Origin of the sequence: Pseudomonas sp. PvP100 (assembly GCF_017833055.1) — a bacterium.
Lineage (GTDB): Bacteria > Pseudomonadota > Gammaproteobacteria > Pseudomonadales > Pseudomonadaceae > Aquipseudomonas > Aquipseudomonas syringae.
The window spans coordinates 325,651-345,312 of the sequence record NZ_JAFIBO010000001.1 but is presented as its reverse complement, the minus strand read 5'-3'; the positions used below and the strand labels follow the sequence as shown (position 1 = coordinate 345,312).

The following is a 19,662-nucleotide window of genomic DNA, read 5'->3' as shown; positions in this document are numbered from 1 at the left end:
TTTATCTATGCTTCTCGTATAGCTTCTGTTCACCGGCTGGTCGACTTTTAAAGCGTCGATGGGCCCAAAGATACTGTTCCGGGCATTCAGTGACAGCCTTTTCTACCCATTGATTGATGCGCAGGCAATCGGCTTCGTCGCTCTCACCCGGAAAGTTGTCCAGCGGCGGATGAATCACCAGCCGGTAACCACTGCCGTCTGCCAGACGCCGCTGAGTGAAGGGCACGACCTGCGCACGGCCCAGACGGGCGAACTTGCTGGTGGCGGTCACCGTCGCGGCCTGAATGCCGAACAGCGGCACAAAAATACTCTGCTTGACGCCATAGTCCTGATCCGGCGCGTACCAGATCGCCCGGCCGGCACGCAGTAACTTGAGCATGCCGCGCACGTCATCGCGCTCCACAGCCAGCGAATCAAGGTTATGGCGCTCACGCCCGCGACGCTGGACGAAGTCGAACAACGGGCTCTTGTGTTCGCGATACATGCCGTCGATGGTGTGCTGCTGGCCCAAAAGCGCCGCGCCGATTTCCAGCGTGGTGAAATGCAGCGCCATCAGAATCACGCCCTCGCCTTTTTCCTGGGCATTCTGCAAATGCTCGAGCCCTTCGACGTGGGCAAGCCTGGCCAGACGTTTTTTCGACCACCACCAGCTCATGGCCATCTCGAAGAAGGCAATCCCGGTGGAGGCGAAGTTTTCCTTGAGCAGACGCTTGCGCTCGGCCGCGGAAAAATGCGGGAAGCACAGCTCCAGATTGCGTGACGCGATTTTTTTTCGATCAGTGGCCACACGGTACATGATGGCGCCCAGTGCCCGACCGATGACCAGCAGAACGCGAAATGGCAATTGGACAATCAGCCACAAGAGCCCCAGCCCCAGCCATAGCGGCCAGAAACGGGGGTGAAGGAAACTGGCTTTAAAGCGCGGGCGATCCATTTGGGCTTCCGTCAGAACAAAGGCCGCGCATTCTACAACGGTTCTAGCCGCTTGCGGCTCGCGGGCGTTCTCGCTATAAGTCTCGGCACTTTTAGCGACAAGCTGTTGTGTATATCAACCATGAGCCAGATTGAATCGCAAAACCCGGAACCTGTATTTCAGCTCAAGGGCAGCATGCTCGCCATCACCGTGATGGAGCTGGCCCGAACCAACCTTGAAGCGCTCGACAGGCAGTTGGCGGCCAAGGTTGCACAAGCCCCCAACTTCTTCAGCAACACGCCGTTGATCCTGGCTCTGGACAAACTCGCACCGCACGAGGGTCCGGTGGACCTCCCGGGCCTGGTGCGTATCTGTCGCCAGCACGGCCTGCGAACCCTGGCGATCCGCGCCAACCGTATCGAAGACATTGCTGCGGCGATTGCCGTCGACCTCCCGGTCCTGCCACCGTCCGGCGCACGTGAACGCGTGATCGAACCGGTTGAAGCCGAAGCACCGAAAAAAATTCCGGAAAAACCGCCCGAACCCCTGATCAAGCCGACCCGCGTGATAACCGCTCCAGTACGCGGCGGTCAGCAGATATACGCCCAGGGCGGCGACCTGGTGGTAGTCGCTCCGGTCAGTCCCGGTGCGGAACTTCTCGCTGATGGAAACATCCATGTCTACGGCCCGATGCGTGGCAGGGCACTGGCGGGAATAAAGGGCGATACCAAGGCACGGATCTTCTGTCAGCAGTTGAGTGCCGAGCTGATTTCGATTGCCGGGCAATACAAGGTGTCCGAGGACTTGCGCAGGGACCCGTTATGGGGCTCGCCGGTCCAGATCAGCTTGTCAGGTGATGTGTTGAACATCATTCGTCTTTAACGGATACTGCCGCAATTTTCAAAGCATCTCTGATTCGTCGCGAAATTGTCGTGAAGGCGGCAGGAAGTTCTAGAAAGCACTGCTTTTCAGCGGGTATATGAGTCGAAAGTAATAGCTTAGTGCTAGCTTTCCGGAATCAGACCCCAGGATTTCCAGAATGCTTCGGCGGGCGCGGCGTCAAGAGATGCCTTTCAGGGACTCAATGTCCTTTTCCTCTAGGGGTGATACACCTTGGCCAAGATTCTCGTTGTTACATCCGGCAAGGGTGGTGTGGGCAAGACCACCACCAGCGCCGCCATCGGTACCGGTCTCGCACTGCGCGGCCACAAGACAGTCATCGTCGACTTCGACGTCGGCCTGCGTAACCTCGACCTGATCATGGGTTGCGAACGTCGTGTCGTGTATGACTTCGTCAACGTGGTCAATGGCGAAGCCAACCTGCAACAGGCGCTGATCAAGGACAAGAAGATCGAAGGCCTGTTCGTGCTGGCCGCCAGCCAGACCCGCGACAAGGAAGCACTGACCAAGGAGGGCGTCGAAAAAGTCCTCATGGAACTGAAGGAATCCTTCGAATACATCGTCTGCGATTCGCCGGCCGGTATCGAAACCGGTGCTCACCTGGCCATGTACTTCGCCGACGAAGCCATCGTCGTGACCAACCCTGAAGTCTCGTCGGTGCGCGACTCCGACCGCATGCTGGGCCTGCTGGCCAGCAAATCGCGTCGCGCCGAACGTGGCGAAGACCCGATCAAGGAACACTTGCTGCTGACCCGCTACAACCCTGAGCGCGTCAGCAAGGGCGAAATGCTCGGTGTGGAAGACGTCAAGGAAATCCTTGCCGTCACCCTGCTCGGCGTGATTCCCGAATCCCAGGCTGTACTGAAAGCTTCCAACCAGGGCGTGCCGGTCATTCTCGATGACCAGAGCGACGCGGGTCAGGCCTACAGCGATGCGGTTGACCGCCTGCTGGGCAAAACACTTGAGCACCGGTTTCTGGATGTGCATAAGAAAGGATTCTTTGAACGCCTGTTCGGGGGTAATTAATGAATATTTTTGACTTCTTTCGTGACCGCAAAAAAGGAAGCACGGCCTCGGTAGCGAAAGAGCGTCTACAGATCATCGTTGCTCACGAACGCGGCCAACGCAGTACTCCGGACTACCTTCCTGCGCTGCAGAAAGAGCTGGTGGAAGTGATCCGTAAATACGTCAATATCGAGTCTGACCAGGTACAGGTCGCTCTGGAAAGCCAGGGCAGCTGTTCGATTCTGGAACTCAATATCACCCTGCCCGATCGCTGATCAGGCAGTCGCTCGCGGCGGTATCGGCGCACTTCTACGGAAGCTGTGCCCTTGCCGCCGTTGGCGTTTCTAGCGTTTCGAGGCCGTTGCATGCCGTTGTCGAACATCCGCATCATTCATCAGGACGCCGCCGTTCTGGTGATCGATAAGCCTACCCTGCTGCTTTCCGTTCCCGGCCGTGCCGACGATAACAAGGATTGCCTGATTACCCGCCTGCAGGAAAACGGTTACCCCGAAGCGCGTATCGTCCATCGCCTGGACTGGGAAACCTCGGGCATCATTCTGCTGGCCCGTGATGCCGATACGCATCGCGAGCTGTCGCGTCAGTTTCATGACCGAGAAACCGAGAAAGCCTACACCGCGCTGTGCTGGGGCCAACCGTCACTGGACAGTGGCAGTATCGATCTGCCATTGCGCTATGACCCGCCTACCAAGCCCCGGCATGTGGTGGATCACGAGGGTGGAAAACACGCGCTGACGTTCTGGAAGGTTGTCGAGCGGCATGATGCTCACTGTCGTGTCGAGCTCACACCGATCACCGGCCGCTCGCATCAGTTGCGGGTGCATATGCTGTCGATCGGGCATCCGCTGTTGGGTGATGGTCTGTACGCGCATCCGGAAGCGCTGGCGGCCTATCCGCGTCTGTGTCTGCATGCCAGTATGCTGAGCTTCACGCATCCTGGGACTGGCGAGCGAATGACCTTCGAGTGTGCTGCGCCGTTCTGATCTGAATGATGCGCTGACTATCTTGCAGATGCTCCGCGTCACGAAATGCATGCAACATAGAGCGTCGGCACGAGAGCCCGTCGGGCTTGTGTATCGCGATGAGCGCAACCCAAGGCAGCACATCATCCAATACGGTAAACTCGCGCCATTGTTGTCTGGAGCTATTTATGCGCGCAGAGTTGAACAAAGGCCTCATTGATTTCCTGAAGGCCTCTCCTACCCCCTTCCACGCCACTGCCACACTCGTGCAACACTTCGAAGCCGCAGGTTTTCAGCGGCTGGACGAACGTGACACGTGGGCGGTAGAAACCGGCGGTCGTTACTTCGTTACCCGTAATGACTCTTCTATCGTCGCTTTCCGGATGGGTCGTCAGTCGCCACTCACTGGCGGCATCCGCATGGTCGGCGCACACACCGACAGCCCGTGCCTGCGGGTCAAGCCGCAACCGGAACTGCAACGTCAGGGTTTTTGGCAATTGGGCGTCGAAGTCTACGGCGGCGCCTTGCTGGCTCCCTGGTTCGATCGTGATCTGTCGCTGGCCGGTCGTGTCACTTTCCGCCGTGATGGCAAGGTGGAAAGCCAACTGATCGACTTCAAGCTGCCGATCGCCGTGATTCCCAATCTGGCGATTCACCTGAACCGCACGGCCAACGAAGGCTGGGCGATCAACGCGCAAAACGAACTGCCCCCCATTCTGGCGCAGGTTGCCGGTGACGAGCGAGCGGACTTCCGGGCGCTGCTGACCGACCAACTGGCCCGCGAACACGGACTCAATGCCGATGTGGTACTCGATTACGAGCTGAGTTTCTACGACACTCAGGGCGCCGCCGTGGTCGGCCTCAACGGGGACTTCCTGGCAGGTGCACGCCTGGACAACCTGTTGTCGTGTTTCGCCGGGATGCAGGCACTGCTCAACACCGAGAGCGACGAAACCGCCCTGCTGGTGTGCACAGATCACGAAGAGGTCGGCTCGTCTTCCGCTTGTGGCGCAGACGGTGCGATGCTCGAGCAGATCGTCCAGCGCCTGTTGCCAAGCAGCGAAGACTACGTGCGCACGATTCAGAAGTCGCTGCTGATCTCTGCCGATAACGCCCACGGCATTCATCCCAACTACGCTGACAAGCACGACGCCAATCATGGTCCCAAGCTCAACGCCGGGCCGGTGATCAAGGTCAATAGCAACCAGCGTTACGCCACCAACAGCGAAACCGCCGGTTTCTTCCGCCATCTGTGCATGGCCGAAGAAGTCCCGGTGCAGAGCTTTGTGGTGCGCAGCGACATGGGTTGCGGTTCGACAATCGGACCGATCACTGCCAGTCATCTGGGTATTCGCACGGTAGACATCGGCTTGCCGACGTTCGCCATGCACTCTATTCGCGAACTGGCCGGCAGCCATGACCTGGCGCACCTGGTCAAGGTACTGAGCGCGTTCTATGCCAGCCACGAGTTGCCATAACGGCTGAGGCGATCACCGATAACGTGGGAGCGGCCTGCTGCTCCCGCATGTTGGTGTTGACGCCCGCTAAAATGCCCATGGAAAGAAATAAAACGTTCTCTAATCACAACGATAAAAAAGATGCGTTTGCCTGCGTCAGGCATACCCACCTGGTACGCAACAACAAGTCGTTAGTTTATAAAGGGACTTCATGTCCCGAATTCCATCGACGCACCCTGTCGATGATTCAGTCGTGGAGTGCTGGAATAACGCGGGCTACTCGACCTCTATCCAGTCATCGTCCTCGTCGGGTTTATCGACAATATCGTCATCTTCGTTCACGTAATACGGTATGTCGGCTTCAACACCGTTCTCACCCGTTCTGGCAACCAATTGCCTGTACCTCTTCCCGTCCCAGAGCCTGAAAATAAGGGTGGAGTCTTCTCCCGCCGAGAGCGTCGAGCCTTCACTGCCAATAAGCTTGCTACGCGCGCCTGCCGTCAAGATACTGTTCTTTCCAGCGGTCAATCTGCTTTGGTCTCCCGCCATCAAGGTGCAGTCATGTCCGCCGGTCAGTTTGCTTCGATCGCCGGCAGTCAGATAACTGTTATTACCGGCCAGTAGTTTGCTGCGGTCACCCGCGGTCTGATTACTGTCTGCACCGGCAATCAACCTGCTGCGATCACCCGCCAGTTGTACGCTGCCCGCACCGGCAATCAGCGTGCTGCGAAAACCTGCTGTCTGCGAGCTGCCCTTGCCGGCGATCAGCATGCTTTTATTTCCGGCGACCTGAATGCTTTCATGGCCTGCAATCAACGAGCTGCCGTAACTTGCAATCTGGTTACTGCCATAACCCGCAGTCAATGTGCTGCGAATGCCCGATGTAAGACTACTGCCATAACCGGCGATCAAAACGCTGCGAAGTCCGGCGATCAGCGTGCTGCCATAGCCTGCGGTCAGAAAACTCCTGATTCCGCTGGTCAGGGAGCTGCCATAACCGGCTATCAATGAACTGTCCTGCCCGGCCGTTGCAGTGCTGCCGTAGCCCGCAGTAAGCGAGCTTCCGTACTCTGCGGTCTGAGTACTGCCGTAACCGGCGGTCAACGTGCTCTCGTAGCCTGCCGTCTGGGTACTGCCGTAACCTGCGATCAGCGAGCTGGAATAGCCGGCAGTGGAAGTACTTCCGTAGCCGGTGGTGAGCGAGCTGTTTTCCTGCGCGGTTTGCGTACTGCCGTAACCGGCGGTCAAGGTGCTCTCGTACCCCGCAGTCTGCGTACTGCCATAACCCGCAATCAACGAACTCGCGTAGCCAGCAGTGGAAGTACTGCCATAACCTGTCACCAGGTCACTGCGCTCCTGCGCGGTTTGCGTACTGCCGTAACCGGCGGTCAACGTGCTCTCGTAGCCTGCCGTCTGGGTACTGCCGTAACCTGCGATCAGCGAGCTGGAATAGCCCGCAGTAGAGGTACTTCCGTAACCTGTGGTGAGCGAGCTGTTTTCCTGAGCGGTTTGCGTACTGCCATAACCGGTCGTCAAGGTGCTCCCGTAGCCTGCCGTCTGCGTGCTGCCATAGCCGGCGATCAAGGAACTGGAATAGCCCGCAGTCGACGTGCTGCCGTAGCCTGCGACCAGGTCGCTGCGCTCCTGTGCTGTCTGTGTACTGCCATAGCCTGCGGTCAGTATGCTTTTGAAACCCGCCGTCTGAGTGCTGCCGTAGCCGGCGATCAGCGAACTGTTTGACCCTGCCGTCGAAGTGCTGCCATAGCCTGTGACAAGGTCACTGTGTTCTCTGGCGGTCTGGGTACTGCCATAACCGGCGGTCAGCATGCTTCTGTAGCTCGCGGTCTGGGTGCTGCCATAACCTGCGATCAGCGAACTGCCTGAGCCTGCGGTCCCCGTACTGCCATAGCCCGCAATCAGGTCGCTACCGTCCCTGGCCGTCTGGGTACTGCCATAACCAGCGGTCAGGATACTTTTGTGGCCCGCTGTCTGTGTACTCCCGTAACCCGCGATGATGAAGCTTTCATGCCCTGCGGTGCCTGTACTTCCGTAGCCGGTGGTGAGGTTACTGGCAGCCCCGGCCGTTTGCGTACTGCCATAGCCTGAGGTGAGTACGCTGCCCTGCTGTGCGGTCTGGGTACTGCCATAACCTGCCGTGAGCGAGCTTTCACTGCCCGAGGTTTGTGTGCTGCCGTAACCGGCGATCAACGAGCTGTCAGCGCCAGCTGTTCCCGTACTGCCATACCCGGCCGTCAGGGTGCTGCCTTCACGGGCAGTCTGGGTACTGCCATAGCCTGCGGTGAGCGAACTTTCGCTGCCTGATGTCTGCGTGCTGCCATATCCTGCGATCAGCGAACTGTCGGCACCTGCCGTTCCAGTACTGCCGTAGCCCGCAGTCAGGTTGCTGCCCTCCTGGGCGGTCTGTGTACTGCCGTAACCTGCTGTCAGCGCACTGTCACTTCCCGAGGTCTGCGTGCTGCCGTATCCCGCGATCAGCGAACTGTCGGCACCTGCTGTGCCAGTGCTGCCGTAGCCCGCAGTCAGGTTGCTGCCTTCCTGAGCCGTCTGTGTACTGCCGTAACCTGCTGTCAGCGCACTGTCACTTCCCGAGGTCTGCGTGCTGCCGTACCCCGCCGTCAGATTGCTGCCCTCCTGGGCCGTCTGCGTACTGCCGTAACCCGCCGTGAGCGAACTGTCGCTGCCCGAGGTTTGCGTGCTGCCGTAACCGGCGATCAGCGAGCTGTCGGAACCTGCCGTGCCGGTGCTGCCATACCCAGCAGTGAGATTGCTGCCTTCCTGAGCCGTTTGCGTGCTGCCGTAACCTGCGGTCAGGGCGCTGTCGCTTCCCGAAGTCTGCGTGCTGCCATAGCCGGCGATCAACGAGCTGTCGGCACCTGCGGTACCAGTGCTGCCGTACCCGGAGGTCAGGTTGCTGCCTTCCTGAGCCGTCTGCGTGCTGCCGTAGCCTGCGGTCAGCGAACTGTCGCCGCCCGAAGTTTGGGTACTGCCGTAACCGGCGATCAACGAGCTATCCGAGCCCGCAGTGCCGGTACTGCCATACCCTGCGGTGAGATTGCTGCCTTCCTGAGCCGTTTGCGTGCTGCCGTAACCCGCCGTGAGCGAGCTGTCTTCTCCGGAAGTCTGAGTACTGCCGTAACCGGCGATCAACGAACTGTCCGAGCCCGCCGTGCCGGTGCTGCCGTACCCGGCCGTCAGGTTACTGCCTTCCTGGGCCGTCTGCGTGCTGCCGTAACCCGCCGTCAGCGAGCTGTCACCTCCAGAGGTCTGTGTACTGCCATAACCGGCGATCAGCGAGCTATCGGAGCCCGCCGTGCCGGTGCTGCCGTACCCGGCCGTCAGGTTGCTGCCTTCCTGAGCCGTTTGCGTGCTGCCGTAACCCGCTGTGAGCGAGCTGTCTTCTCCGGAAGTCTGAGTACTGCCGTAACCGGCGATCAACGAACTATCCGAGCCAGCTGTTCCCGTACTGCCATACCCTGCCGTCAGGTTGCTGCCTTCGCGGGCGGTCTGGGTGCTGCCGTAACCCGCCGTCAACGCGCTGTCCCCACCGGCGGTCTGGGTGCTTCCATAGCCTGCTACCAGCGAGCTGTCGGAGCCGGCGGTGCCCGTACTTCCATAACCGGCAATCAGATCACTGTGGTTGCCAGCAGTCTCGTTACTGCCATAACCGGCAATGAGTCGACTGTGGTTGTCGCCGCTCAACGTGCTGCCGTAAGTGGCGGTCTGCAAATTCTGCGGCGTCGTCACCGGCAGGGTATTTACCGGGGGGGCAGCCGCGCTGACCAACGCCACATCGAACACTTCATGACCGGCCTGTTCGGCGACCGGTAACGTGACATTTGCTGTCGCGGGCGTGGGTGGGGGCATGGCCGCGGTCATTGGCGTTGGCGTTGGCGTTGGCGTTGATGCAGGATCGGCCTGACGTGCCGAAATAAAGTGTGACGCGCTGATCCTGTCGCCGACATGAACCACCTCGGCCCGCGGAAACTTGACCATTCCCGGTTCTTCCAGACTGATGATGTCGGCAACGGCGACTTCACAGACAATCCATCGCGCATCGGCATGCACGCTTAGAAAAGCGCTGGTTCCAGCGCCCCACAGTAAACCGACCAGACCATTCTCATGCCGCCTGGTTGACTGCCAGTATTTGGATTCCACCGTGCCAGAAGCGGGCCATATAAGGCCGCAATGATCGGCCATGTTATTTGCACAGGTACGCAGCACCAACGCCTTGTCGAGATTCATTACAGCATCCTCATAGATCCTTTAAATAAAAGCAGCTGCACTTATCAAGCATTGCTTTACAGGACAACCGCCATGTCAGCCTTAATCCTAAAGTGGAACGATGGTGCACATAACACCAACTAAGCAGTGCACCCCCTTCCACACTAAAAACCTACCACACCCTATTAAGAAGTATTAATTAAGATTGAGATTTTTCTTACAGCCCGCTAAAAATTAGAATAATTACTCTGGAAAATCTCATGAAAAAAAACCAACTAATTTAACCCTGCGCCGCCAGCAGCAATAGAATAACGCTCATTGATTTTTTTTGTTAATCAAACGCAGGCTTTATACAAAACCTATTAAAGCGGCGGTGGACTGCACAAATTTTTATCAACGAGACGAGTATTTACTTATAAAAAACAGTCAACTAACGAGTTGCAGGTCAGTGCCTACAAAGCCGGTTTGCCACCCCGGCATTCAGTCTCCATGCACCTCGGCGCGCACATGAATAGCATCATGACGCCAGTATTCGAGGTCACAGTCGATCAACCGATCTTTGCGATCATAATTGACACGTGCAATGCGCAGGCCCGGGCTGCCAAGCGAAACCTTCAGGGCGGCAGCCGCGTCGGCATGCAACGCGGTCGGCACCATGTCGAAACGCACTTGCCCGTAATGCACGTCATAACTGCGAGCATAAAGCTCGGTGAGTGATTCGTTCAGATCATGCTCGAGAATGCCGGGGAACAACTCCGGTCTCAGGTAATGCTCCACGTAGAGCACCAGGCGCTGATCGATACGACGCGCACGGCAGATCTGGATCACGCTCGACAGCGCCGGCAGTTCCAGCATTTCGCAGATCAGCGCTGAAGCAGGTTGCAGGCGTGCTGACAGAAGCTGGGTGTGCGGCACCCTTCCCTGGGCACAGACCATCGCGTGGAAATGGCTGCGCCTGATCAGGTCATAGGCCAGTCGCGGCGGGGAAATGAACCAGCCACGCCGCTCTTCCCGATAGATCAGCCCCTGCGCCTCGAGCTGCAACAGCGCTTCACGCAAGGTGATGCGGGTGGTTGCGAATACCTCGCTGAGCTTGCGCTCTGCAGGCAACTTGCTGCCATGCGGCAACAGGCCATGTTCGATCTGCTCCTGCAGCGCATGGCAAATCGTTGTTACCGCCCGTGGCACATCTTCGCGCATTCCGGTATCCATCTGGACTAGACCAGCCCTGTTACGAGGCGTACATCAGTGCGGCCAACGCCGTTGGCTCCTTTGCGATGAGCCTAGGCCGGGTAGATGACTGTCCTGTTACAGGACAAATCACGTTCCATGCCAACTGTGCCGAGAACAGCCCTGAAACCCTTGCTCAGCGGGGACGTTGCGATGGTCTACGCTTAGCGCCAGGCACTGCCGGAGCCCGTGAAAAACGGTTTTGTCCGCGTAACACGACACGAAAATGTCATGCAAAACGCCTAACTTGGCTCAGGTATTGCTGATCTAGACCAAACAATCCGCAACGAACACTTCTCTCAAGAAGTGCACTAGGAGCTCCGAATGAAACATCTTTTGTTGGCATCACTCCTCGGTTCAGCCATGGCAATGAGTTCTCTGGTCATGGCTGCGGACACAGATCTTAAAACGCTGGAGGCTGCTGCCAAGGCTGAAGGCGCGGTCAACAGCCTCGGCATGCCGGATGACTGGGCAAACTGGGGCGGCATCTGGAAAGACCTGGAAGCCAAATATGGCCTCAAGCACATGGACACCGACATGAGTTCGGCCCAGGAGATCGCCAAGTTCGAGGCGGAAAAAGACAACGCCAGCGGTGACATTGGCGACGTAGGCGCAGCGTTCGGCCCTATCGCCACAGCAAAAGGCGTTACCCAGCCTTACAAGCCAACCACCTGGGAGCAAATCCCGACCTGGGCCAAGGACAAGGACGGCCACTGGGCGCTGGCCTACACCGGCACCATCGCCTTCATCGTCAACAAAAACCTGCTACACGGCTCTGAAATCCCGAAAAGCTGGGCTGACCTGAAAACCGGCAAATACAAGGTTTCCATCGGCGACGTGAGCACTGCGGCTCAGGCTGCCAATGGTGTACTGGCAGCCGCCATCGCCATGAAAGGGGATGAAACCAACATCGCACCAGGCCTGGCACTGTTCACCGATCTGGCCAAACAGAAGCGTCTGTCACTGGCCAACCCGACCATTCAGACCATCGAGAAAGGCGAAATCGAAGTCGGTGTGGTCTGGGACTTCAATGGCCTGAGTTACAAAGCCAAGATGACCAAGCCCGATGATTACGTGGTGCTGATCCCGTCGGACGGCTCGGTGATTTCCGGCTATACCACCATCATCAACAAATACGCCAAGCACCCGAACGCCGCCAAGCTGGCGCGTGAATACACCTTCAGCGATGCGGGTCAGATCAGGCTGGCAGAAGGCAATGCACGCCCGATTCGCGTAGAGCACATCAAACTGCCTGAAGACGTTCAAGCCAAACTGCTGCCGCAAGACCAGTACAAAAATGCCAAGCCGATCGAGAAAGCAGACGCGTGGGAGAAAACCTCCAAAGCGCTGCCGCAGATGTGGAACGAGCAGGTCATCATCGAGATGAACTGATTCTCTCCTGCGGCTCAGGGATGAAGTCGTGTACACCGGGCGAGCCAGTCTCGCCCGTTCTTTCAAAGCGAGTCGCCCATGAAACACAACGTCATCCTGATCGTGCTAGACGGCCTCAATTACGAAGTCGCCCGCCATGCGATGGGCCACCTTCAAGCCTGGCACGCTGCAGGCCGGGCCGCGCTCTACAAGATGGAATGCGAACTGCCCGCCCTCTCCCGCCCCCTTTACGAATGCATACTGACCGGTGTCGCGCCCATCGACAGCGGCATCGTGCACAACAACGTCTCGCGCCTGTCGAATCAGCGCAGCATCTTTCACTATGCTCGCGACGCCGGGCTGAGCACGGCAGCGGCGGCCTATCATTGGGTCAGCGAGCTGTACAACCGCACGCCGTTCGACCCGTCACGCGATCGCCACACCGAGGCAGCGGATCTGCCGATTCAGCACGGGCTGTTCTACTGGGCCGATCACTACCCTGACTCGCACCTGTTCGCCGACGCCGAGAGTCTGCGCCTCAGGCACGCCCCGAACTTTCTACTGATCCACCCCATGAACATTGACGACGCCGGGCACAAGCACGGCCTCGACACTGCGCAGTACCGCAACAGCGCCCGCAGCGCCGACATCATTCTGGCTGACTACCTGCAACGCTGGCTGGACGCGGGTTATCAAGTGCTGGTGACGGCCGACCACGGCATGAACAATGACCGCTCGCACAACGGGCTGCTGCCGGAAGAGCGTGAAGTACCGCTGTTCGTCATCGGCGATGCCTTCAGCCTGAATGTCGACGCTGCGCCGCGCCAGACCGATCTGTGCGGCACCGTTTGCGAGCTGCTGGGTATCCCTCACGACAAACCGGTCTGCCGGGAGATCTTCAATTGACGACCTTTTCCCGAGGCAAGTGGCTGGGGCTGTTGTGCCTGCTGCCGTTCGCCGTATTTTTCATCGTGTTTCAGATCGCACCGCTGTTGTGGGTCGCGATCCACAGCCTGCAAAGCGATGCCGGCTGGGGCTGGGAAAACTTCACCCGGGCGTTCAGCTCGAAGTTCTATCGGCAGGCCATTCAGTACAGCCTGGAGATCAGCTTCTGGTCGAGCCTGTTCGGCATCATCATCTCCGTTCTGGGCGCCTATTCACTGCGCAAGGTGGATTCGCGGCTGCGCGATTTCGTCAACTCGTTCGCCAACATGACCAGCAATTTTGCCGGCGTTCCACTGGCGTTCGCGTTCATCATCCTGCTGGGGTTCAACGGCGCGCTGACCCTGATCCTCAAGCAGACCGGGATCATCGATGACTTCAACCTGTATTCCAAGACCGGACTGATCATCCTTTATACCTACTTCCAGATCCCCCTCGGCGTGCTGCTGCTCTACCCCGCATTCGATGCCGTCCGCGAAGACTGGAACGAGTCGGCAGCGCTGCTGGGGGCCAGCAGCTATCAGTTCTGGCGCTACATCGGCCTGCCGGTGCTGACCCCGGCGCTGCTCGGCACTTTCGTCATTCTGCTGGCCAATGCGCTCGGCGCCTATGCCACGGTCTACGCGCTGACCACCGGCAATTTCAACGTATTGCCCATCCGCATCGCGGCGATGGTCGCGGGCGATATCACGCTGGACCCGAACATGGCCAGCGCGCTGGCGATGATTCTGGTGGGGCTCATGACCCTGGTCACCGTGGTCCATCAGTGGTTGTTGAGAAGGAGCTACCATGTCACGCGTTGAACGAGGGCCTGCGAGCATTTATCACAAGACGGTGGTCTACCTGCTGTTCCTGATCCTGTTGCTGCCGCTGGCCGGCACTTTCCTGTACTCGATCGCGACCAGTTGGTCGGCGACCATTCTGCCCAGCGGCCTGACCTTCAAATGGTACGTGGCGCTGTGGAGCGACCCACGCTTTCTGACAGCATTCGGCCAGTCATTGCTGGTCTGCATCGGCGCACTGGTTCTTTCGGTGGTGCTGATTCTGCCCCTGCTGTTCGTCGTGCATTACTACTTTCCGCGCCTCGACGGGCTGATGAACATCCTCATCCTGCTGCCGTTCGCCGTGCCGCCTGTGGTCTCCTCGGTCGGCCTGCTACAGCTATATGGCTCAGGTCCCATGGCGATGGTCGGCACACCGTGGATTCTGATCGGCTGTTACTTCACGGTCGCCCTGCCCTTCATGTACCGCGCCATCACCAACAACCTGCAGGCCATCAACCTGACAGACCTGATGGACGCCGCCCAGTTGCTCGGCGCCAGCACCTGGCAGGCGGCGTTCATGGTCGTGCTGCCCAACCTGCGCAAAGGTCTGATGATTGCCCTGCTGCTGTCGTTCTCGTTCCTGTTCGGCGAATTCGTGTTCGCCAACCTGCTGGTCGGTACGCGTTATGAAACCCTGCAGGTCTACCTCAACAACATGCGCAACAGCAGCGGTCACTTCAACAGTGCGCTGGTGATTTCCTATTTCCTCTTCGTGCTGGTGCTGACCTGGGCCGCCAATCGACTGAACAAGGACAAAGACTGAGATGAGTTTTGTCAGCATTGAAAACCTGCAGAAAAGCTATGCCAGCACGTCAGTGTTCAGCGACATCAACTGCAGCATCGCGAAGGGCGAATTCGTTACCTTGCTGGGCCCGTCGGGCTGCGGCAAATCCACCTTATTGCGCTGCATCGCCGGGCTGACCCTGGTCAACAGCGGGCGCATTCTGCTCGATGGCAGCGACCTGGTGCCGCTCACGCCGCAAAAGCGCAACATCGGCATGGTGTTCCAGAGCTATGCGCTGTTTCCCAACATGACCGTCGAGCAAAACGTTGCCTTCGGGCTGCGCATTCAGAAAGTCAGTACCGACGAGAGCGCAAGGCGCGTTGCCGAGATTCTGCGCATGGTCGAGCTGCACGATTTTGCCACGCGTTACCCACATCAACTGTCCGGCGGGCAATGCCAGCGGGTGGCGCTGGCGCGCTCACTGGTCACTCGCCCGCGTCTACTGCTGCTCGATGAGCCGCTGTCAGCGCTGGATGCGCGGATTCGCAAGAACCTGCGCGAACAGATCCGCGCCATTCAGCGCGAGCTGAGCCTGACCACTATTTTCGTGACCCACGACCAGGAAGAAGCGCTGACCATGTCAGACCGTATCTTCCTGATGAACCAGGGCCGCATAGTGCAGAGCGGCGACGCCGAAACCCTCTATACCGCGCCTGTGGACGTCTTCGCCGCAGGCTTCATCGGCAACTACAACCTGCTGGAAGCCGACGACGCCACTCGCCTGATGCAGCGCCCGATCAACAGCCGCGTGGCGATCCGCCCTGAGTCGATCCAATTGAGCCTGACGGGCGAACTGGAAGGCGAAGTACGCAGTCACAGTCTGCTCGGCAACGTCATCCGCTATCGGGTGCAGGCCCGTGGCGTAGACCTTGTGGTCGACGTACTGAACCGCAGCGCCGACGACCTGCACCCGGACGGAAGGCGTGTAACACTGAACATCGAACCATCGGCGCTGTGCGCGCTTGACTGACGCAACCGCCGAGCTTTCGCTTGAAGCTTGAAGCTTGAAGCTTGAAGCTTGAAGCTAACGTAACCAACACTGAGGATAAGCACACATGCCCCTGGCAATTTTCGACCTGGACGAGACCCTGATCGGTGGTGACTGCGCCACGCTCTGGAGCGAGCAGATGGGTCGCCTGGGCTGGGTTGACTCGACGTCGTTCATGCAACGCAACGACGAACTGATGGCCGCCTACAGCGCGGGCGAGCTCGCGATGGAAGACTACATGGCCTTCAGCCTGGAACCCATGGCTGGCCGTACCCCCGAAGAAATCGATCATCTGGTCGGCCCTTGGGTCGAGGACGTCATCGAGCCGATTATCTACAGCGACGCCTGCACGTGCATTGCAAAGCACCGCGCCAAGGGTGACCGCATTCTGGTGATCTCGGCGTCCGGTGTGCATCTGGTCAAGCCGATCGCCGAACGCCTCGGCATCGACGAGGTGCTGGGTATCGAGCTGGACGTGCAGCATGGCGTCTACAGCGGGGCCACCGTCGGCGTGCTGACTTATCGGGAAGGCAAGATCACGCGCCTGATGGAGTGGCTGGATGCCGAGGGGGAAAATCTCGAGGGTGCGAGTTTCTATTCGGATTCGCGCAATGACCTGCCGCTGCTGCTCAAGGTTGACCACCCTAACGTGGTCAACCCCGATGCCGTGTTACTGGAACACGCGCAGAAAGCTGGCTGGCCGGTGCACGACTGGAGCTGAGTCCAGAGGCACCGCCTGATCAGACCAGGCTTTCGTCGATGACCAGCACGATCTTGCCGGACACCGTGTTGGTCGCCAGCTCTTCGAACGCCGCTTCGGCATCCTTGATCGCAAAGGATTTCGCAAGTTGCGGCTTGAGGCGACCTTCGGTGAACAGCGGCCAGACGTGCTGACCCAGATCGCTGAGCAGGTCGGCCTTGAACGTGTCGTCGCGGCTGCGCAAGGTCGAACCCATCAACTGGATACGTTTGCCCAGTACGTGAGCCAGGTCCACCTGCGCCTCGCGGCCGCTCATGATGCCGATCAGCACCCAGCGACCGTCCAGGGCCAGCAGTTTGACGTTGAGCTCGGCGTAGCTCGCCCCCACCGGGTCGAGAATGACGTTGAACGGTGCAAAGTCGCTCAGCCCTTCAAGACTTTCGCTGCGTACCACACCGCCCTGCGCACCCAGTTCGACGCAATAGGCCAGCCGTTCGGCCGAGCCGACGCTGACCCACACCGGGTTGCCAAACGCCTTGCAAAGCTGAATCCCGGCTGAACCAACCCCACTTGCGCCAGCGTGCAGCAAAACCTTCTCGCCAGGCTTGAGCCCGGCGAGTTCGAACAGGTTCAACCACGCCGTGGCATAGACCTCAGGAATGGCCGCCGCCTCGTGCAGCGAAAGACCTTCCGGGACCGGCAGCACGTGTCGCCCATCGACCACCACTTCTTCGGCCATCGCCCCGCCCGCCAACAGCGCACAGACGCGGTCTCCGACCACCCAGGACGAACCCGGACCGACTTCGGCGATCACGCCGGAGCACTCCAGACCCAGTGTCTGAGTGACTCCAGGCGGCGGCGGATACTTGCCTTCGCGCTGCAACAGATCGGCACGATTCAAACCTGCAGCTGCCACTTTGATACGTACCTGCCCCACATCAAGGGCCGGACTCGGCTCCTCGACCCATTCCACATGTCCTTCAACGCCTTGCAATGCCTTCACGGTGCCTCCATAGTGAGTCCAGACTGAGCCCGTGGCTGTTTTGCCCGGGCTTTTGCATTATGCGGCCGGGTCCAAAGGAACCGGCGACCTCAAAGACGGCCTAATATGCGTTATCAATTGTCCTCGCGTCGAATCAGCATGAAGCAATTATTCCCCAGCACTGCCCTCGCACTGTTTGTCGGCCTTAGCGTTTTGCCGATGTCAGCCAGTACCTTTGCCGCCAACAGCTGGGATAATCTTCAGCCGGACCGCGACGAAGTGATTGCCAGCCTCAACGTGGTTGAGCTGCTCAAACGACATCACTACAGCAAGCCGCCCCTTGACGACAAGCGTTCGGCGATTATTTACCAGAGCTACATCAAGCAACTGGACCCCTCGCGCAGCTATTTCATGGCCAGCGACATTGCCGATTTCGACAAATGGCAGTTCCAGTTCGACGACTTTCTGAAAAGTGGCGACCTGAACGCCGGCTTCATCATCTACAAGCGCTATCTGGACCGCGTCAACGCGCGTCTGAACTTTGCGCTGGGCGAGTTGGGCAAGGGTGTCGACAAGCTCGACTTCAACACCAAGGAAACCCTGCTGGTCGACCGCAAGGACGCCGCATGGCCCAAGGATACAGCCGAGCTCGACGAACTGTGGCGCAAGCGCATCAAGGATGAAGTCCTGCGTTTGAAGATTGCAGGCAAGGACCCGGCGAAGATTCAGGAAACCCTGACCAAGCGCTACAAGAATCAGCAGGCGCGTCTGAACCAGACCCGTGCCGAAGATATCTTCCAGGCCTACATCAACACATTCGCCATGTCCTACGACCCGCACACCAACTACCTGTCACCTGACAGCGCGGAGAACTTCGACATCAACATGAGCCTGTCGCTGGAAGGCATAGGCGCCGTGTTGCAGAGCGATAACGACAACGTCAAGATCGTGCGCCTGGTCCCGGCAGGTCCGGCGGCCAAGACCAAACAGGTCGCGCCGGCCGACAAGATCGTGGCCGTTGCCCAGGGCGACAAGGAAATGGTCGACGTGATCGGCTGGCGCCTGGATGAAGTGGTCAAGCTGATCCGCGGTCCGAAAGGCTCGGTGGTACGCCTGGAGATCATCCCGGCCAGCAATGCGCCGAATGACAAGACCAGCAAGATCGTTGCCATCACCCGTGAAGCGGTGAAACTTGAAGAACAGGCGGCCAAGAAGTCGATCCTGCACATCAAGCAGGATGGCAAGGACTACAAGCTCGGCGTCATCGACATTCCGGCCTTTTATCTGGACTTCAAGGCCTACCGTGCCGGCGATCCGGAATACAAGAGCACCACCCGTGACGTGAAGAAACTGCTCACCGAATTGCAGGCCGAGAAGGTCGACGGTGTGGTACTGGATCTGCGCAACAACGGTGGCGGTTCGTTGCAGGAAGCCACCGAACTGACCAGCCTGTTCATCGACAAGGGCCCGACTGTGCTGGTGCGTAATGCCGACGGCAAGGTCGATGTGCTTGAAGACGAAGCCAAGGGCGCGTTCTACAAAGGCCCGATGGCATTGCTGGTCAACCGTCTGTCTGCGTCGGCTTCGGAGATTTTCGCCGGGGCGATGCAGGACTATCACCGCGCGCTGGTGATCGGTGGTCAGACCTTCGGTAAAGGCACCGTGCAGACCATTCAGCCGCTCAATCACGGCGAACTGAAACTGACGCTGGCCAAGTTCTACAGGGTTTCCGGTCAGAGCACCCAGCATCAGGGCGTGGTACCGGACATCACTTACCCGTCGCTGATCGACACCAAGGAAATCGGCGAGAGCGCGCTGCCCGAGGCCATGCCGTGGGACAGCATCAAACCGGCGATCAAGCCGGCCATTGATCCGTTCAAGCCGTTCCTTGCCCAGCTGCAGGCACGTCACGAAGCACGCTCGGCCAAAGACGCCGAGTTCGTGTTCATCGAGGATCGTCTGGCATTGGCCAAGAAGCTGATGAACGAGAAGACCGTCAGCCTCAATGAAGCCGACCGTCGTGCCGAGCATGCCTCGATCGAAAGCAAGCAACTTGCGCTGGAAAACACCCGCCGCAAGGCCAAGGGTGAGGAGCCGCTCAAAGAGCTGAAGAAGGAAGACGAAGACGCGCTGCCGGTGGAAGACGAGAAGACCAAACCCGAGGACGATGCCTATCTGGCAGAGACCGGGCGCATTCTCATCGACTACCTGGGCCTGAGTGCCGCTGTAGCGAAAAAGTAACGCAGGCTCATTGATGGCTATTTAGCTTCAACGTCATCAAACAGTCATGAAGCTGTCGTGAAATACGGGGCTGAACGCGAAATCGTTCAGCCCTTTTTCATTC

Annotated in this window: 16 protein-coding genes; 12 read left to right on the top strand and 4 right to left on the bottom strand. The window is 58.8% G+C overall.

From position 1 onward, the window contains the following. Position 1: 1 nt before the first annotated feature. Positions 2–934, bottom strand: a complete 933-nt coding sequence (locus tag JOE39_RS01680) for a lipid A biosynthesis lauroyl acyltransferase (RefSeq protein ID WP_210078001.1) — start codon at positions 932–934, stop codon at positions 2–4. Between the two features lie 120 nt (positions 935–1,054). On the opposite strand from JOE39_RS01680, the gene minC reads away from it, so the two are divergent. From minC to JOE39_RS01655, 5 genes are all read left to right on the top strand, one after another. After that, positions 1,055–1,795, top strand: coding sequence for a septum site-determining protein MinC (minC, locus tag JOE39_RS01675; RefSeq protein ID WP_003421295.1), 741 nt, complete (start codon positions 1,055–1,057; stop codon positions 1,793–1,795). 231 nt (positions 1,796–2,026) lie between these two features. Then, positions 2,027–2,839 (top strand): septum site-determining protein MinD, encoded by an 813-nt coding sequence (gene minD / locus JOE39_RS01670; RefSeq protein ID WP_003317454.1) that lies wholly within the window; start codon positions 2,027–2,029, stop codon positions 2,837–2,839. Beyond that, complete coding sequence (minE, locus tag JOE39_RS01665; RefSeq protein ID WP_003317453.1) at positions 2,839–3,093, top strand: cell division topological specificity factor MinE; 255 nt, start codon at positions 2,839–2,841, stop codon at positions 3,091–3,093. Before minD ends, minE begins: the two co-directional genes overlap by 1 nt. 90 nt (positions 3,094–3,183) lie before the next feature. Next, positions 3,184–3,819 (top strand): RluA family pseudouridine synthase, encoded by a 636-nt coding sequence (locus tag JOE39_RS01660; RefSeq protein WP_003390888.1) that lies wholly within the window; start codon positions 3,184–3,186, stop codon positions 3,817–3,819. Positions 3,820–3,986: 167 nt separating this feature from the next. After that, positions 3,987–5,276: a M18 family aminopeptidase gene (locus JOE39_RS01655; protein WP_003368366.1), complete on the top strand. Its 1,290-nt coding sequence runs from the start codon at positions 3,987–3,989 to the stop codon at positions 5,274–5,276. Positions 5,277–5,531: 255 nt separating this feature from the next. On the opposite strand, the gene JOE39_RS01650 is transcribed toward JOE39_RS01655, so the two are convergent. Together JOE39_RS01650 and JOE39_RS01645 are read right to left on the bottom strand one after the other, a co-directional pair. Then, complete coding sequence (locus tag JOE39_RS01650; RefSeq protein WP_210078003.1) at positions 5,532–9,518, bottom strand: Ice nucleation protein; 3,987 nt, start codon at positions 9,516–9,518, stop codon at positions 5,532–5,534. 459 nt (positions 9,519–9,977) lie between these two features. Then, positions 9,978–10,697: a UTRA domain-containing protein gene (locus JOE39_RS01645; protein WP_003390893.1), complete on the bottom strand. Its 720-nt coding sequence runs from the start codon at positions 10,695–10,697 to the stop codon at positions 9,978–9,980. A 354-nt stretch (positions 10,698–11,051) separates the two neighbouring features. On the opposite strand from JOE39_RS01645, the gene JOE39_RS01640 reads away from it, so the two are divergent. From JOE39_RS01640 to JOE39_RS01615, 6 genes are all read left to right on the top strand, one after another. Beyond that, entirely contained in the window at positions 11,052–12,119 is a 1,068-nt protein-coding gene (locus JOE39_RS01640; RefSeq protein ID WP_003317446.1) for an ABC transporter substrate-binding protein, read from the top strand. Positions 12,120–12,197: 78 nt separating this feature from the next. Then, positions 12,198–13,004 (top strand): alkaline phosphatase family protein, encoded by an 807-nt coding sequence (locus tag JOE39_RS01635; RefSeq protein ID WP_210078005.1) that lies wholly within the window; start codon positions 12,198–12,200, stop codon positions 13,002–13,004. Further along, positions 13,001–13,843, top strand: a complete 843-nt coding sequence (locus JOE39_RS01630; RefSeq protein WP_003421288.1) for an ABC transporter permease subunit — start codon at positions 13,001–13,003, stop codon at positions 13,841–13,843. Before JOE39_RS01635 ends, JOE39_RS01630 begins: the two co-directional genes overlap by 4 nt. After that, positions 13,830–14,627: an ABC transporter permease gene (locus JOE39_RS01625; RefSeq protein WP_003346546.1), complete on the top strand. Its 798-nt coding sequence runs from the start codon at positions 13,830–13,832 to the stop codon at positions 14,625–14,627. Before JOE39_RS01630 ends, JOE39_RS01625 begins: the two co-directional genes overlap by 14 nt. Position 14,628: 1 nt before the next feature. Beyond that, a complete protein-coding gene (locus tag JOE39_RS01620; RefSeq protein ID WP_210078006.1) occupies positions 14,629–15,618 on the top strand; it encodes an ABC transporter ATP-binding protein in 990 nt (329 codons plus the stop codon). A gap of 85 nt (positions 15,619–15,703) precedes the next feature. Beyond that, positions 15,704–16,357 (top strand): HAD family hydrolase, encoded by a 654-nt coding sequence (locus JOE39_RS01615; RefSeq protein ID WP_003409519.1) that lies wholly within the window; start codon positions 15,704–15,706, stop codon positions 16,355–16,357. 19 nt (positions 16,358–16,376) lie between these two features. Here the strand turns inward: JOE39_RS01615 and JOE39_RS01610 are convergent, their stop codons facing one another. Then, positions 16,377–17,339: an NAD(P)H-quinone oxidoreductase gene (locus tag JOE39_RS01610; protein ID WP_003409516.1), complete on the bottom strand. Its 963-nt coding sequence runs from the start codon at positions 17,337–17,339 to the stop codon at positions 16,377–16,379. 138 nt (positions 17,340–17,477) lie between these two features. Here JOE39_RS01610 and JOE39_RS01605 point away from each other — a divergent pair, with 138 nt between their 5' ends. Beyond that, positions 17,478–19,559, top strand: a complete 2,082-nt coding sequence (locus JOE39_RS01605) for a carboxy terminal-processing peptidase (protein ID WP_210078008.1) — start codon at positions 17,478–17,480, stop codon at positions 19,557–19,559. Positions 19,560–19,662: the final 103 nt, after the last annotated feature.

Excerpts from the sequence above, each read along its gene's own strand:
- minC (WP_003421295.1), top strand. The coding sequence starts at position 1,055 with ATGAGCCAGATTGAATCGCAAAACCCGGAACCTGTATTTCAGCTCAAG.
- JOE39_RS01680 (WP_210078001.1), bottom strand. The coding sequence starts at position 934 with ATGGATCGCCCGCGCTTTAAAGCCAGTTTCCTTCACCCCCGTTTCTGG.
- JOE39_RS01640 (WP_003317446.1), top strand. The coding sequence starts at position 11,052 with ATGAAACATCTTTTGTTGGCATCACTCCTCGGTTCAGCCATGGCAATG.
- JOE39_RS01650 (WP_210078003.1), bottom strand. The coding sequence starts at position 9,518 with ATGAATCTCGACAAGGCGTTGGTGCTGCGTACCTGTGCAAATAACATG.
- JOE39_RS01625 (WP_003346546.1), top strand. The coding sequence starts at position 13,830 with ATGTCACGCGTTGAACGAGGGCCTGCGAGCATTTATCACAAGACGGTG.
- JOE39_RS01620 (WP_210078006.1), top strand. The coding sequence starts at position 14,629 with ATGAGTTTTGTCAGCATTGAAAACCTGCAGAAAAGCTATGCCAGCACG.
- JOE39_RS01635 (WP_210078005.1), top strand. The coding sequence starts at position 12,198 with ATGAAACACAACGTCATCCTGATCGTGCTAGACGGCCTCAATTACGAA.
- JOE39_RS01605 (WP_210078008.1), top strand. The coding sequence starts at position 17,478 with ATGAAGCAATTATTCCCCAGCACTGCCCTCGCACTGTTTGTCGGCCTT.
- JOE39_RS01615 (WP_003409519.1), top strand. The coding sequence starts at position 15,704 with ATGCCCCTGGCAATTTTCGACCTGGACGAGACCCTGATCGGTGGTGAC.
- minE (WP_003317453.1), top strand. The coding sequence starts at position 2,839 with ATGAATATTTTTGACTTCTTTCGTGACCGCAAAAAAGGAAGCACGGCC.
- JOE39_RS01660 (WP_003390888.1), top strand. The coding sequence starts at position 3,184 with ATGCCGTTGTCGAACATCCGCATCATTCATCAGGACGCCGCCGTTCTG.
- JOE39_RS01645 (WP_003390893.1), bottom strand. The coding sequence starts at position 10,697 with ATGCGCGAAGATGTGCCACGGGCGGTAACAACGATTTGCCATGCGCTG.
- JOE39_RS01655 (WP_003368366.1), top strand. The coding sequence starts at position 3,987 with ATGCGCGCAGAGTTGAACAAAGGCCTCATTGATTTCCTGAAGGCCTCT.